Annotated in this window: 16 protein-coding genes; 10 read left to right on the forward strand and 6 right to left on the reverse strand. The window is 67.7% G+C overall.

The genetic code is table 11. The features are described 5' to 3' along the window. The first annotated feature begins 154 nt into the window (after window positions 1-154). Window positions 155-364 carry a hypothetical protein gene (locus HGG74_RS00655; protein ID WP_168484419.1) on the forward strand — a complete coding sequence of 70 codons (210 nt, stop codon included), beginning with the start codon at window positions 155-157 and terminating at the stop codon, window positions 362-364. A gap of 60 nt (window positions 365-424) precedes the next feature. On the opposite strand, the gene HGG74_RS00660 is transcribed toward HGG74_RS00655, so the two are convergent. The 5 genes from HGG74_RS00660 to HGG74_RS00680 form a co-directional block, all read right to left on the reverse strand. Further along, complete coding sequence (locus tag HGG74_RS00660) at window positions 425-928, reverse strand: SRPBCC family protein (protein ID WP_168484420.1); 504 nt, start codon at window positions 926-928, stop codon at window positions 425-427. Then, the gene (locus HGG74_RS00665; protein WP_168484421.1) at window positions 925-1428 is read right to left on the reverse strand and encodes an SRPBCC family protein; all 504 of its coding nucleotides are present in this window, start codon (window positions 1426-1428) and stop codon (window positions 925-927) included. The genes HGG74_RS00660 and HGG74_RS00665 overlap by 4 nt, the downstream gene beginning before the upstream one ends. Further along, window positions 1425-1787, reverse strand: a complete 363-nt coding sequence (locus tag HGG74_RS00670; protein ID WP_168484422.1) for an ArsR/SmtB family transcription factor — start codon at window positions 1785-1787, stop codon at window positions 1425-1427. Before HGG74_RS00670 ends, HGG74_RS00665 begins: the two co-directional genes overlap by 4 nt. A gap of 219 nt (window positions 1788-2006) precedes the next feature. Continuing rightward, entirely contained in the window at window positions 2007-2813 is an 807-nt protein-coding gene (locus HGG74_RS00675) for a hypothetical protein (protein ID WP_168484423.1), read from the reverse strand. After that, window positions 2810-3352, reverse strand: coding sequence for an RNA polymerase sigma factor (locus tag HGG74_RS00680; protein WP_312856706.1), 543 nt, complete (start codon window positions 3350-3352; stop codon window positions 2810-2812). Before HGG74_RS00680 ends, HGG74_RS00675 begins: the two co-directional genes overlap by 4 nt. Before the next feature lie 299 nt (window positions 3353-3651). Here HGG74_RS00680 and HGG74_RS00685 point away from each other — a divergent pair, with 299 nt between their 5' ends. Then, on the forward strand, window positions 3652-4491 hold the full coding sequence (locus HGG74_RS00685) for an aldo/keto reductase (RefSeq protein WP_168484721.1): 840 nt from the start codon (window positions 3652-3654) through the stop codon (window positions 4489-4491). 133 nt (window positions 4492-4624) lie between these two features. Here HGG74_RS00685 and HGG74_RS00690 read toward each other — a convergent pair whose 3' ends face one another. Beyond that, window positions 4625-5752 carry an alcohol dehydrogenase catalytic domain-containing protein gene (locus HGG74_RS00690; protein ID WP_168484425.1) on the reverse strand — a complete coding sequence of 376 codons (1128 nt, stop codon included), beginning with the start codon at window positions 5750-5752 and terminating at the stop codon, window positions 4625-4627. 240 nt (window positions 5753-5992) lie between these two features. Here HGG74_RS00690 and HGG74_RS00695 point away from each other — a divergent pair, with 240 nt between their 5' ends. From HGG74_RS00695 to HGG74_RS00730, 8 genes are all read left to right on the forward strand, one after another. Continuing rightward, window positions 5993-6466 (forward strand): alcohol dehydrogenase catalytic domain-containing protein, encoded by a 474-nt coding sequence (locus HGG74_RS00695; protein ID WP_246262493.1) that lies wholly within the window; start codon window positions 5993-5995, stop codon window positions 6464-6466. 112 nt (window positions 6467-6578) lie between these two features. Further along, entirely contained in the window at window positions 6579-7238 is a 660-nt protein-coding gene (locus HGG74_RS00700) for a DUF2291 family protein (protein WP_168484426.1), read from the forward strand. Then, window positions 7235-8755: a sugar ABC transporter ATP-binding protein gene (locus tag HGG74_RS00705; RefSeq protein ID WP_168484427.1), complete on the forward strand. Its 1521-nt coding sequence runs from the start codon at window positions 7235-7237 to the stop codon at window positions 8753-8755. Before HGG74_RS00700 ends, HGG74_RS00705 begins: the two co-directional genes overlap by 4 nt. 16 nt (window positions 8756-8771) lie before the next feature. Then, window positions 8772-9893: an ABC transporter permease gene (locus tag HGG74_RS00710; protein WP_168484428.1), complete on the forward strand. Its 1122-nt coding sequence runs from the start codon at window positions 8772-8774 to the stop codon at window positions 9891-9893. Window positions 9894-9927: 34 nt separating this feature from the next. Then, entirely contained in the window at window positions 9928-10935 is a 1008-nt protein-coding gene (locus HGG74_RS00715; protein WP_168484429.1) for a D-ribose ABC transporter substrate-binding protein, read from the forward strand. A gap of 74 nt (window positions 10936-11009) precedes the next feature. Next, window positions 11010-12788, forward strand: a complete 1779-nt coding sequence (locus HGG74_RS00720; protein ID WP_168484430.1) for a dihydroxyacetone kinase family protein — start codon at window positions 11010-11012, stop codon at window positions 12786-12788. Further along, window positions 12781-13287 (forward strand): ribose-5-phosphate isomerase, encoded by a 507-nt coding sequence (locus tag HGG74_RS00725; protein WP_168484431.1) that lies wholly within the window; start codon window positions 12781-12783, stop codon window positions 13285-13287. The genes HGG74_RS00720 and HGG74_RS00725 overlap by 8 nt, the downstream gene beginning before the upstream one ends. After that, the gene (locus HGG74_RS00730; protein WP_168484301.1) at window positions 13284-14066 is read left to right on the forward strand and encodes a triose-phosphate isomerase family protein; all 783 of its coding nucleotides are present in this window, start codon (window positions 13284-13286) and stop codon (window positions 14064-14066) included. The genes HGG74_RS00725 and HGG74_RS00730 overlap by 4 nt, the downstream gene beginning before the upstream one ends. Window positions 14067-14125: the final 59 nt, after the last annotated feature.

Consider the following 14125-nt stretch of genomic DNA (forward strand, 5'->3'; position numbering starts at 1 on the left):
CCTGTCCGGTTCCTGGCCGGGAGCGGTCCTGCGCTGAGAGGGAAACGGCGCGGAAAACGTTCATCCGGCGTTCCCGCAGCAGTACGCTGGATGGCTTACGCTGTAAATTACGAGGGCATAACGTCGCTTTCGCAGCGCAGATGGGAAGTGAACGATGGAAGAGGAACTGAAGCAGGTGTGGGCCGCCTCGGCGGTCATCGAAACGCTGCAGAGCGAAATCGACCAGGCACAGACGTTCCTGGATGAGGCGATCGACGTGGCCGTGAAGGCCGGCGCGGCTCCGGAAGAGATCGGCGACGCGGCGAACCTGACACCTGCCGAACTCGACGAGCGCGTGCAGAACATTTCCGCCGAACCCGTCTGAGCGCAGGGTGTCCGGTCCGGCAGTGCCCCGGACCGGACAACTTCATTCCCGCCCCGCAGCTCAGCCGTCCGCAGCGGGGCGCTGGGCGGGCCCGCCCGCCAGCAGTTCCTCCAGGCGCTCGTAGCCTTCGGACATGCCGGATTCCATGCCGCCGGCGACGTAGCGTTCGCGTGCCTCCAGATCCGGATAGACGGAGCGGCCGGTCAGCCGGCAGCGCCCGCCGGGCAGGTCCTCGAACCTCGTGAACTCCAGGGTGACGACGTCGGGGAAGCCGGCGTACTCGAAGGTCATCAGGATGAATTCGTCCGCCCGCACGGTGTGGAAGACGCCGCGGAAGGCGTGCTCCACGCCGTCGTCCCCGTGCTGGACGAAGCGGAAGGAGCCGCCGCTGCGGCAGTCCAGCTCCTCGACGCGGGTGGTCAGTCCGCGCGGCCCGATCCACTGCCGGTACAGCTCCGCGTCCGCGTGGGCGCGGAAGACTGCCGCGGCGGGGAAATCGAACTCCCGCTCGTAGTCGGTGTACGGCAGGCCTGCCGGATTGTCCAGTTTCAGCCCGGTGCTCACAGCGTTGCTCCTTCGGAAGCCTTGGCGGTGCTGGCGAGCAGTTCCTCGAGCCGCTCGTAGCCCTCGGACAGGCCGGATTCCATCCCGGAGGAGGCCATGCCGTCCCGGGCCTCGAGGCTGGGGTACACGCAGTGCGCGCGCAGCCGGCTCCGCCCGCCGCCGAGATCCTCGAAGGTAAGGAACTCCATGCTGACCACATCCGGATAGCCGCCGAACTCGAAGGTCTGGAGGGCGAAGTCGTCCTTGCGCACGGTGTGGAAGATGCCGCTGAACGCGTAGGAGACGCCGTCCGGGCCGGTGTGGTGGTAGAGGTAGCTGCCGCCGGTGCGGAAATCGTAGTGGTCAATCTCGATATTGGTGCCGCGGGGTCCGAGCCATTGGGCGACCAGGGCGGGGTCGGCATGGGCGCGGAAGACGTCGGCGACGGGGTAGTCGAATTCGCGCTCGAAATCGATGAACGGGACACCGTCCGGGACGGTGAGGCGCAGGGAGTTGCTCATGGTTCTTCCTGGGGCCGGGGGCCGCCGGTGGCGGCCTGGGTGCGGAGCACGGCGTCGAGGGTGCGGAACTGCCGTTCGCGGACCAGCCGGTACTGGTCGATCCACGCGGTCAGTGCCTCCAGCCGTGCGGGGTTCAGGTGGACGGGCCGGCGCTGGGCGTCGCGGCTGCGCGTGACCAGTTCCGCCTGCTCGAGGACCTGGATATGCTTCGAGACCGCCTGCTTGGTGATCTGGAAGGGTTCGGCCAGCTCATTGACCGTGGCCGGGCCGCGGCTGAGCCGGGCGATGATGCGGCGGCGGACGGGGTCGGCCAGGGCCAGAAAGGCCTTGTCGAGCAGTTCGTCGTCGCCGGAGTCCATCGCTTATTCAACTTCTCTCTTTATCAACCTTTCGGTTGACTAAAACGCTACGCCTCTGCCCGGCGGAGGTCAAGGGGTTTTCCCGGACCGGGGCAGGCGCGGCTGCACCCCGAAACGGCAGGCGCACCTGAAAGATGCGGCGTGCTGGCCGTTATCGGGCGCGGCAGCGGGGCTGATACGGCTGACGACGGCGGGGCCGAGGCGGTGGGGGAGCGCGGCTTAGCGTCCGCTTGCCGCGCCGGGCAGGGCCGGAACCGCCGGCAGATCGGCAGAGCCGGGCCGTCCGGGACCCGGCGGCAGCTTCAGGTCCGGCCTGCCGGGCACGCTTCCATCGGGCGCCGGCCGTCCGGGGCCCGTGCTGTCCGGCGCCGCCGCGCCGGAGCCCTGCCCGCCTGGACGCCCGCCGTCCCGGCCGGGAACAGCCGGCGGTGCCGGGACACCGGGCAGTGGAAGCGCGCCGGCCGGATCCGGGGCCCGGTGTCCGGGCCGGTGGGCGGAATCCTTCGCACCGGACCGGTCTGCTGCCGGCTTTCCCTTGGAGCCGCCGCCGGGGGAATGCGCCGGCCCCGGCGTCCCGGATCCGGAGGTGCCGGCGGCGGGGGAAGCTGGCTCTGCCTGGCCGGTTGTCCCGCCGGAGGGGACGGCCGGTTCCTCCGGCGCCTGTGGTGCCGGGACGCCGCCGGGCGCCGGGTCGAAGAACCCGATGACCTGCCGGACCACGTGGCCGGTGGTCTCCGGGAACTGGGGATTGGCGGCGGCTACGCCGGAAACGCCAAGGCCCGTGGCGGCGGCGGCGGCGAGGCCGATCATGGCTCCCTTGGCCAGCCTGCGCCGGGGCCGCGGCGGGGAGGTGGCGGGGGCCAGGAATGCCGCCAGTTCGGCCGATGGCGCCGGGGCGGGGCCTGTGCCTGCCGTCCGCAGTTCCAGCAATGAGGCGCGCAGGGCCGGCGAGGGGTCCACCCCGGATTCGTCCAGCAGGCGGCCGATGACGTCGTCGTCCCGTGTCAGGTGCGGAACCGTGTTCACACCAGCACCTCCTGTCGTTCGACCAGCGACTTCAGTTTCAGCAGGCCCCTCCGCTGCATCTGCTTGATGGAGCCTGTGGATTTGCCCATGATGTCCGCGACCTGCTCCAGGGAGAGGTCGGCCACGACGCGCAGGAGCAGCACCTCGCGCTGCTCCGGGTTCAGCGCCTGCAGCTGCTGTCCCACCTCGCTTCCGGCCAGCGAGCCCAGGACCAGGCTCTCGGCCGAGTCGGCGGTGCGGGTATCGGTGTCCGGGTCGTATTCGGCCAGCCGGGGCCGGCGGGCGCGCCGGCGGACTTCGTCGACGTACCGGGCATGCGCCACCGAGAAGGCCAGGGTGCGCAGTCCCTGGTACCCGCCCCGTACGGTACCGATGCGGGAGAAGACGGTGAGGAAGACTTCCTGGACGCACGCTTCGGGATCCTCGGCGCCTCTGGCCTGCAGGTAGCCGGCGACGGCGGGGGCCAGTGCCGCGTAGATCCGGCTGAAGGCTTCCGGATCGCCGGCCTGCGCGGCGGACATCACCTCGTCGGGGAGCACGTGGGCCAAGATCTCTTCCTCCGGGTTGGGGCCGGGTGCGGCGCCCGGATCAGCGGCCGCCGCACATCGCCTCAAGAGTCTACTGTCCGCCTGCTGCCGGCACGGAAACGCCGAGGCGGGCCTCGGCGCGGGCCTTGGCGGCTTCGATCCGGGCCCGGGCCTTCCCGCTGGCGGCCGGCACCTGCGGCGCGGCCGGGAGCGCCGGTTCCGGCCGGACCGCCGGACGGGATTTTCTTGCCTGGGGAAATAATTTTCCCGGTGCTCCGGTTCTGCTCTCTGTGACTACATCTGAAGATCTGATCATCGAATCCCCGGAACTGGCATTCAACGACGGCAACACGATTCCCCAGCTGGGCTACGGCGTCTGGCAAGTCGAGGAGGCACTGGCCGAAGAAGTGGTCGGCAAGGCCTTCGAGGCCGGCTACCGCCACATCGATACCGCACGGATCTACGGCAACGAAGCAGGCGTGGGACGCGCGGTCGCTGCCTCCGGCCTCGCCCGCGAGGACGTGTTCATCACCACCAAGCTGTGGAACGCCGACCAGGGCTACGACAGCACGCTGAAGGCCTTCGACGACTCGATGGCCCGGCTGCAACTGGAGACCCTGGACCTGTACCTGATCCACTGGCTGCAGCCGAAGCAGGGCAAGTACCTCCAGACCTGGAAGGCCTTGATCGAACTGCAGCGGCAGGGACGGGTCAAGAGCATCGGGGTGTCCAACTTCACCGTGGAGGCCCTGCAGGAAATCATCGGCGAAACCGGCGTGGTCCCGGCCATCAACCAGGTGGAGACGCACCCGTACTTCAACCAGGCCCGGCTGCGCGCCTTCGAGGCGGAACAGGGCATCCTGCACCAGTCCTGGTCCCCGCTGGGGCAGGGCCGGGAACTGCTCGAGGATCCGGTGCTGCTGGAGATCGCCGCCAGGCGCGGTGCCACCCCGGCGCAGGTGGTGCTGGCCTGGCACCTGGCGCTGGGCAACGTGGTGATCCCCAAGTCGGTCACCCCGTCCCGGATCCAGGAGAACTGGAACGCGCTCGGCGTGGTACTGGAGGAGGAGGACCTCGAGGCCATCAACGCCCTGGACAAGGGGGCGGATGGCCGGATCGGGGCGGACCCGGCGACGGCGGACTTCGCGTAGGTTTGGGAGAGACACCCGGGCTTTCCGAAGGTAAGTAGCTGGCTTTTCCAGGAAGGTGTCCCGCGGCTGCACGCCGCGGGACACCTTCCTGTTTAAGGGCAGCTGTAACGGCCAGTTTCCCGGTGCAGGGGTGCTACGGGGTCCCGCCGGGGAGGATGGATACTTTCACCGAGGCACCTGCGGTGTCGGCCACCAGGTCCAGTGCCGCCTGGAAGTCCTTGAGCGGGAACTGGTCCGTGCAGATTTCATCCATCGGGAGGATGCCGGACTCGAGCATCTTGATGGCCGCCGGCCAGCAGAACGGTCCCAGGTGCGCCCCGAGCACGTCGAGTTCCTTGTCGTCGCTGATGATGGACCAGTCCACCGTCACATCCGAGCCGAAGACCGAGTATTCGACGTACCTGCCCAGCTTTCGCAGCAGGTTCAGGCCCTGGCCCACGGCGGAGGGATGCCCGGTCCCCTCAATGTACACGTCGGCGCCGTAGCCGTCGGTCATGTCCTTGATCATCTGGACCGCGTCTTCCTTGCCCACGTTGATGGTCACGTCGGCGCCGCATTTGCGGGCCAGCGCCAGTTTGTCGTCCGACATGTCCAGCGCCACCACCTGCAGCGGGTTCTTGGCCTTTGCGCCCGCCACCATGCCCAGGCCGATCGGGCCGCAGCCGGCGATGACGACGACGTCGTCGAAGGTGATCCGGGCACGCTCGACGGCGTGCAGGGAGCAGGAGAGCGGCTCCGCGAAGGCGGCGTGCTGCGGCGGCAGCTCCTTGGAGATCCGGTGCGCGCGGGCCCGCTTCGGCACCACCAGGTATTCGGCCATGGCCCCGTGGAAATTCCTGAAGCCGAACATGTCGTGCGGCCCGCACATCCAGTACTCCCCGCGCATGCAGTAGCGGCACTGCCCGCAGGGAACGATCTGCTCGCAGACGATGCGGTCGCCGACGGAGACCCCGTGGTGCGAGGTTGCTTCGTCGTCCGCCTGGATGATCGTGCCGGTGAATTCATGCCCGGGCGTTATCTCCTTTTGTGCCCAGGCCGGCCGGTTCTCGTCGCCCCAGAATTTGGCGGCGCCGTGGTAGCACTTCAGGTCGCTGGCGCAGACCCCCACGGCCTCGACCTTCATGAGCATTTCGCCGGGTCCCGGCGTGGGGACGGGCACTTCTTCAAGGGTGTAGTTCTCCGGGCCATGGCAGATCACGGCCTGCATGCTCTCCGGCAGTCCGGAACCTGCGGCCTGTGCGGCCGGGGTGGTGGTGGACATTGGTCCTCCTGGGAAGTGGTGGGGCGTCGGTAAAGACCGGTCCGGAAGAGCTGGGAGCGGTTTCCGGAGAACCCCGATCGATCCGTTGACAGGTGATTTATACCACAGCTACATTGTGATTATCACACGAAAAGGTCACAAGATAACAGACCTGCTGCTCTGCACCACCTCTCTGCCACTGACGGGAAAGGCCCGCCAGCTGCGCTGCCTGTGACTAGTCCTTGGATGGAGCGTTACTGAATGCGAGCCATTGTTTTCGAAGCCCCGGGGGAGCTGGCCCTCCGCGACGTGGCGGATCCGGCCCCGGGTCCCCGCGAAGTCGTCATCGAGGTGGCTGCCGTGGGCATCTGCGGCACCGACACGCACGTCTTCGACGGCGAGTTCGAGGGGACCGTCTTCCCGCTGATCCCCGGCCGTGAAGCATCCGGGGTGGTGGTCGAGGCCGGCTCCGACGTCTCCAGCCTGTCGGTCGGGGACCAGGTGGTGGTCAACCCGAGCACCACCTGCGGCGAGTGCGAATTCTGCCTCAACGGCAAATCCAACCTGTGCCGGAGCTGGAACGGGCTCGGGGGCGTGGCCAGCGACGGCGCGGCTACTCCCCGTTCCGGGCCTACCGCGACGAACTCAACATCGTCGGCAGCATGGCGGTGCTCAACACCTTCGGCCGCGCCGCGGAGATGTTCGAGGCCGGCGCCATCAGGAGCGTGCCGATGATCAGCCACTCCTTCACCCTTGATGATTACCCCGACGCCCTGGACATGTTCCGCCAAGGCTCGGGACGCAAGCTGCAAATCCGCCCCAACGACACCGAATCCAAGGTCCTTCAATGAGCACAGCGACCAGTACACCGAAAAAAACCCGTTTCACGCCCGCCCGGCTCATCACTGCGGCGGCCGTCCTGGTGCTCCTGATCCTCATGCTCCTCAGCACGAAGATCCTCACCGGCGACGAGGCCACCAACGCGGTCCCGGGCAGCTTCAGTCCGGCGTCCTTTGCGCAGGAGAAGTTCGCGTCCGAAATCGTACCGGACATCGAACAGCGGGCCACCGACCTCGTGACCGTGCATGAGGCCATCGCCAAGGACCCGGACGCGGCGGCCGAGCAGTACGGCGTCGTCTCCGGCACCTCACCGGTCTATTCCGTCAAGTTCACCGGGACGGCGGCGCAGCCGGACGCCAACGGGCAGATGCCCGTCGAAGTGGAAGGCATGCCTTCCGACGTCGCGGTCCTGGTGCAGATGGGACCGGCGATCAACGGCACTTCCATCCGTGACGCCACCGGCAAGGTGCAGTTCTCGCAATTCAAGAACCAGATCGACTACCAGAATGTGGGAGCGGAACTGAACAAGCAGGTGAGGGACACCGTGCTCGCCCAGGTGGATATGGCCACGCTGGCCGGCAAGGAGGTGTCCGTGACGGGCGCCTTCACCCTGGTCAACCCCCAGGCCTACATCATCACCCCGGTGAAGATTGACGTGGCGCCATGAGCGAGGTCGTTCTGCGGGCACTGAACGTCACGAAGCGCTACGGCGGGACCCAGGCCCTCAAGGGCGTGGATTTCGAGGTCCTCAAGGGCCGGGTCACGGCACTGTTCGGCGAGAACGGCGCCGGCAAGTCCACGCTGATGAAGATCCTCTCCGGAATCGAGCAGCCGACCTCGGGCAGCCTGGAGCTCTATGGGGAGCCGGTCGAGTTCGCCAACACCGTGGAGGCCCGGGACCGCGGGATCTCGATCATCCACCAGGAACTGAGCCTGAGCCCGAACCTGAGCGTCCGGGACAACATCTTCATGGGCCGGGAGATCATCGGCAAGGGCGGCATGGTCGACTACGCCGAGGAACGCAGGCAGACCCAGGAACTGATGGAGCGGCTCGAGGAGCCCATCGATCCGGACACCAAGGTTGCGGACCTGCGCCTGGGCCAGCAGCAGATCGTCGAAATTGCCCGGGCCCTGTCGGTAAATGCGCGCATTCTGATCATGGACGAGCCGACGTCGGCGCTCAGCGCCTCGGAGGTGGAGGTCCTGTTCAAGGTGATCCGCGACCTGACGGCCTCCGGGGTGTCCATCGTCTACATCTCGCACCACCTCGAGGAGGCGATCGAGATCTCCGACCACGCCGTGGTGCTGCGGGACGGGCTGATCGTGGCGCAGGCCGAAATAGCCGATGTGGATCTGGACTGGATCGTGGGCAATATGGTCGGCCGCGGGTTCGACCTGGGCAGCCCGCCCAGCCGGGAGAACTTCGGCGAGGTGGCCCTGCGGATCGAACAGGCCATGGTGGCGGATCCGTCGAATCCGGAACGGCTCGCGGTGAACGGCGTCTCCATCGACGTGCGCGAAGGCGAAATCGTCTGCATCTACGGTCTGATGGGGGCAGGCCGGACCGAACTGCTCGAGGCCGTCGCCGGCCGCGTCCCGCTTGCCGGAGGCAGGGTGCTGCTTCTGGGCCGGGACGTTGCGGGGCTGTCCATCGCCGAACGCATCCAGGTCGGTCTCGGCCTGGTGCCCGAGGACCGGCAGCGGGACGGCCTGGTGCAGACCATGTCCGTGGGCGGGAACCTCTCGCTCGCCAGCCTGATGAAATTCCTCAAGGGCCTGGTGCTCTCCCGGCCTGAGGAGAAGGATCTGGTCCAGCAGATGATCCGGAATGTGCGGGTCAAAACCGCCGGGCCGGGCGCCGCCATTGGATCCCTCAGCGGCGGCAACCAGCAGAAGGTGGTCATCGGCAAGATGCTGGCGACCAACCCCAAGGTCATCCTGCTGGACGAACCCAGCCGGGGCATCGATATCGGCGCCAAATCCGAAGTTTTCGGCCTGCTCAGCGAGCTGGCCGAAAAGGGCCTGGCGGTCATCTACTCGACGTCCGAGGTCGGCGAGTGCCTGAGCATCGCACACCGCGTCATCGTGATGAGCAAGGGCCGCATCTCTGCCGAATTCGATGCGGCGACGACCACCAAAGAGCAGATTATGGCGGCTTCGGGAGAAGCTGCCGTCGCCATTTAGCTGAACGGAACTGGATATGAGCCAAACAAAGACCGCGGACGCTCCAGCCGGGGCGGTCCGGCCGGCGCGAGGGCTTGATATTCCTGCGCTCCTGCTGGAAGGACGCGCGTTTATCGCCCTGATCGTCATCATTGTCATCTTCTCTTTCCTCTCGCCGAACTACTTCAGCGTCAACAACCTGCTGACCATGTCGGCCCATGTGGCGGTCTACGCCATCCTGGCGGTCGGCATGCTGCTGGTGATCCTCAACGGCGGCATCGACCTGTCAGTGGGTTCCACCGTGGGGCTGGCCGGCGTGGTCGCCGGCTTCCTGATGCAGGGTGTGACGATCGGGGGCGCCACGCTTTATCCCGCGGTCTGGGTCTGCGCCGTCTGCGCCATCGCCGTGGGCGCCTTCGTCGGCTGGATCAACGGCACGCTGGTCGCCAGATTCGGCGTCGCCCCGTTCGTGGCCACTCTGGGCACGCTCTACGTGGTCCGCGGCGCCGCGCTGTTGATCACCGGCGGCCTGACCTACCCGAACCTGCGTGGCGACCCCGCCCTGGGCAACACCGGGTTCGACGCCTTGGGCTTCAACCGGATCCTCGGGATTCCCACCGGGGTCCTGGTCATGGTGGTCATCGCCCTGCTGGGCAGCTTCCTGCTCAACCGCACTGCCTTCGGCCGCTGGCTCTACGCCTCCGGCGGCAACGCCCGCGCTGCCGAGCTCTCCGGCATCCCGGTGAAGAAGGTCCAGGTCCGCATCTACGTGGCCTCCGGGGTATGCGCAGCGATTGCCGGTGTCATCATCGCCTCCGAACTGACCTCCGCCAACCCCACTGCCGGTACCTCCTTCGAACTGACGGCGATCGCCGCCGTCGTCATCGGCGGGGCCGCCCTCTCGGGCGGCCGCGGCAACATCCGGGGCACCCTGCTCGGTGCCTTCGTGATCGGCTTCCTCTCCGACGGCCTGGTGATCATCGGTGTCTCCGAGTACTGGCAGATGGTCTTCAAAGGCGCAGTGATCGTCGTGGCCGTCATGCTCAACCGGGTCGAGTACCGCTCCAAGCGGATCAAGCAGGTAGAGACCCCGACTGCCGCGCCGCCCGGCCAGGCGGCGTCGGGCACCCCGCCGGCGATCAATACCGCCAATCCGTGAACTGCCAACCGAATTAACTATGAAAGGTATGTCCATGAAACGTAAGGCGATTGCAGCCCTGGCTGCATGCATGACCATTGCGGCCCTGACCGGCTGCGGTGGAGGCGGCGGTACCGGCGGGGGCGCCGAAACCGGAGAAGCCACGGGCACCGCGGGCGGTGGCAGCGGCAGCAAGCTCATCACGGTGATTGTCAATGATCCGGCCAACCCCTACTGGAAGACCGAAGGCGACACCGTCAAGGAAGAGGGCACCAAGCTCGGCTACACGGTCAACGTCACCGCCCACAAGGGCGACACCAAGGCCGAAAGCGACCTGATCGACACGGCCATCACCAACAAGGCAGCGGCCATTGTGCTCGATCCGGCCAATGCGGACGGTTCGGTGGGCGCTGTGCAGAAGGCCACCGACGCCGACATTCCGGTCTTCCTGGTCAACGCCGAAATCAACCAGCAGGGCCTGGCCAAGGCCCAGTTGGTCTCGGACAACGCCCAGGGCGCGGCCCTGGGGGCGCAGGAATTCGTCAAGGCGATGGATGGCAAGGGCACCTATGTCGAACTGCTCGGGGCGCCGTCGGACAACAATGCTGCGACCCGCTCGAATGGTTATGCGACCGTGCTGTCGCAGTACCCGGACCTGAAGCGCGCAGATGCCCAGGTGGCGAACTGGGACCAGAAGCAGGGCCACGACAAGATGCAGTCGATGCTCCAGGCCAACCCCGACATCCAGGGCGTCCTGGCGGGCAATGACCAGATGGCACTGGGCGCGATCGCTGCCCTGAAGGAGGCCGGCAAGCTGAAGGATGTCGTGGTCGGTGGCTTCGACGGCTCCCCGGATGCTGTGGAAGCTGTCAAGGATGGCTCGATGGCCTACACGGTCCTGCAGCCGGTGGCGCAATTCTCCAAGAAAGTCGTGGAGGAGATCGACTCCTACCTGAAGACCGGCGAAACCGGTGCCGAAACCGAGAAGCAGGCGTTCGACTGCACGCTGATCACCAAGGAGAACGTCGATAAGTACACCTCCGCCTTCACGCTCAGCGAGTAGCACACCCACGGGGCGGGCCGGCCGCCGGCCCGCCTCGTGTCCCATTTTTCCGGCCTAGGAGACTGTTTTTTGCCATGGCGTACCTGTTCAATAATCCCGAGGACTTCACCGACGAGCTGACCGAGGGATTCGCCGCCGCCTACCCGCAGTGGGTCCGCCGGGTGCCTGGCGGCGTCGTGCGCAGCAGCCGGCCGGCCCCGGGCCGGGTGGCAGTGGTGATCGGCGGCGGATCCGGCCACTACCCGGCCTTCGCCGGACTCGTCGGACCCGGGCTGGCCCACGGCGCGGCGATGGGAAATATTTTCGCCTCGCCCTCCGCCCAGCAGGTCTATTCGGTGGCCAAGGCTGCCCAGACCGGCGGCGGGGTCCTGTTCAGCTACGGCAACTATGCCGGCGATGTCCTCAACTTCACCCAGGCGCAGGACCGGCTCAACGCCGAGGGCATCCCCGCCCGCACGGTCACGGTAACCGACGACATTTCCAGTGCCCCTCCGGAGCAGGCAGCCAAGCGGCGCGGGATCGCCGGGGACCTCACGGTGTTCAAGGTCGCCGGTGCCTGCGCCGACGCCGGCGCCGACCTCGACGAAGTGGCCAGGCTCGCAGCCCGCGCCAATGACCGGACCCGTTCCTTCGGGGTGGCCTTCGCCGGGTGCACACTGCCCGGCTCGAAGGAGCCGTTGTTCACGGTGCCCGCCGGCCGGATGGCCGTCGGCCTGGGCATCCACGGTGAACCTGGGATCAGCGAACAGGCCATGCCCAGCGCCGACGAGGCCGCCGAACTCTTCGTCAGCACCCTGCTGGCGGACCTGCCCGAGGAGGTGGCGGCAGCCGGCGACCTGCGCGGCAGCCGGGTCGGCCTGATCCTTAACGGGCTGGGCGCGGTCAAGACCGAGGAGCTGTTCGTGGTGTACCGGCGGATCAGCCAGCTGATGGACGAGGCAGGAATCACCGTCGTCGAGCCAGAAATCGGTGAACTGGTCACCAGCTTCCAGATGGCCGGGGCATCACTGACCTTGTTCTGGCTCGACGAGGAACTGGAACGCTACTGGACCGCTCCGGCCAGCACCCCGGCCTACCGCAAGGGTGCCGTCGCCGAGGCGGAACAGGGCGTGGCCGTCGGCGAGCACGTGGACTACCACACTGCGGAACTGCCGGCGGCAGCGGCCGCCTCGCAGGAAGCGGCCGGCCGGATCCAGGCGATCCTGGACGCGGTGAAAACGCTGCTGGACGACAAGGCCGCCGAGCTGGGGCGGCTCGATTCCATTGCCGGCGACGGCGACCACGGCATCGGCATGCAGCGCGGGGCCACCGCGGCCGCCGCGGCCGGCCGGGAAGCCCTGGCCGCCGGCGCCGGAGCAGGGACCCTGCTGCAGCTGGCCGGCGACGCCTGGGCCGACAAGGCCGGCGGCACCTCCGGTGCCCTCTGGGGAATGCTGCTGAACACCATCGGTGCCCGCGTGGGCAACGATGCAGCGCCCGACGCAGCCGCCGTCTCGGCCGGTATTGTCGAGGCAGGGCAGAAAATCATGCAGTTCGGCAAGGCCAGCCTGGGCGACAAGACCCTGCTGGACGTCCTGCTGCCGTTCAGCGACGCGCTGAGCGAGCAGGTGGGCGCCGGGGTTCCGCTGCGGGCCGCCTGGGCCCATGCGGCCGAGGTCGCGGAAAAATCCGCCGAAGCCACCGCGCACATGCTGCCCAGGATGGGACGGGCCCGTCCACTGGCGGAAAAAAGCCTGGGCACTCCGGACCCCGGGGCCGTCTCCATGGCCATGGTGGCGCGCACGGTGGAACGCCAGCTTGCCGCCCGGACCACACCAGCAACACAGGAAAGCGAAGGAGACCCCCATGCCTAAGAAACTTCGCCTCGTCGTCGGCAGCGACGACGCAGGTCTGGCCTACAAGAACAAGATCAAGGAAGACCTGAAGTCCAGCGACCGGGTGGAGTCGGTGGTCGACGTCGGGGTCGGCGACGAGGAAAACACCGCCTACCCGAGCATTGCCATCGCGGCAGCCGAAATGATCGCCAAGGGTGAAGCCGACCGCGCGCTGCTGGTGTGCGGCACGGGCCTGGGCGTGGCCATCGCTGCCAACAAGGTTCCGGGCATCCGCGCCGTCACGGCCCACGACAGCTACTCGGTGGAGCGCTCGGTACTCAGTAACAATGCCCAGGTACTGACCTTCGGGCAGCGTGTCGTCGGCATTGAACTGGCCCGGCGGCTGGCGCAGGAATGGCTCAGCTACGAGTTCGACGAATCCTCGCCCTCGGCCAGGAAGGTGCAGATCATGACCGACTACGAAACCAGGAATATGACCGCACCCCCGGCCGGCCCCGAGACCCAGCCGGCCACGTGAGCAAAGCGCCGGCCTCCACGCTGCTGGGCGTGAGTCTGAAGATGTACTTCGGCCACCGGCAGACGGTCAGCTGGTGCCAGGAGGTGGCCCGGATGGCAGCCGGCCATCCTGCCCTGGCCGGCGGGAAGGTCACGCTGTTCGTCCTGCCCAGCTTCCCCGCGCTGGTGCCCGCGCTGCAGGCTTTCGCCGACAGCCCGGTACAGCTGGGCGCGCAGGACCTCTACTGGCAGGACAGCGGCCCGTTCACCGGGGAGGTCAGCGGTCCGCAGCTGCGGGAGGCAGGATGCCGGTTCGTCGAGGTTGGCCACGCCGAGCGGCGCCGGCTCTTTGCCGAAAGCGACCTGGATGTCGCCGCCAAGACGGCGGCCGCAGTGCGCAACGGACTGACCCCGGTGATCTGCGTCGGTGAGCAGCAGCAGATGCCGGTGCAGGCGGCGGCAGCCGTCTGCACCGGGCAGCTGGCGGTGGCCATGGGGACCGCCATGGCGCAGGGGGACGGCAGTGCGCCAATCGTTGTCGCCTACGAGCCGGTGTGGGCGATCGGCGCCGCCGAACCGGCGTCCACCGAACACATCCGGGGAGTCTGTGCGTACCTGCAGGACTGGCTGGGAACCCAGGACACCTTCCCGCACTACCGGGTGATCTACGGCGGCAGCGCCGGGCCGGGCCTGCTGGCCCGGCTGGGGCAGGAGGTGGACGGACTCTTCCTCGGACGGTTCGCCCACGACGTCCAGGCCCTGGCCGGGATCGTCGACGAAGCTGCCGCGCGGCTGCAGTAGCGGCCGGGGCCACGGCCGTGGCAACGGACCGCCGGCCGTATGGACGTATGGTGATGGAA

The organism is Arthrobacter mobilis (assembly GCF_012395835.1).
Classification (GTDB): domain Bacteria; phylum Actinomycetota; class Actinomycetes; order Actinomycetales; family Micrococcaceae; genus Crystallibacter; species Crystallibacter mobilis.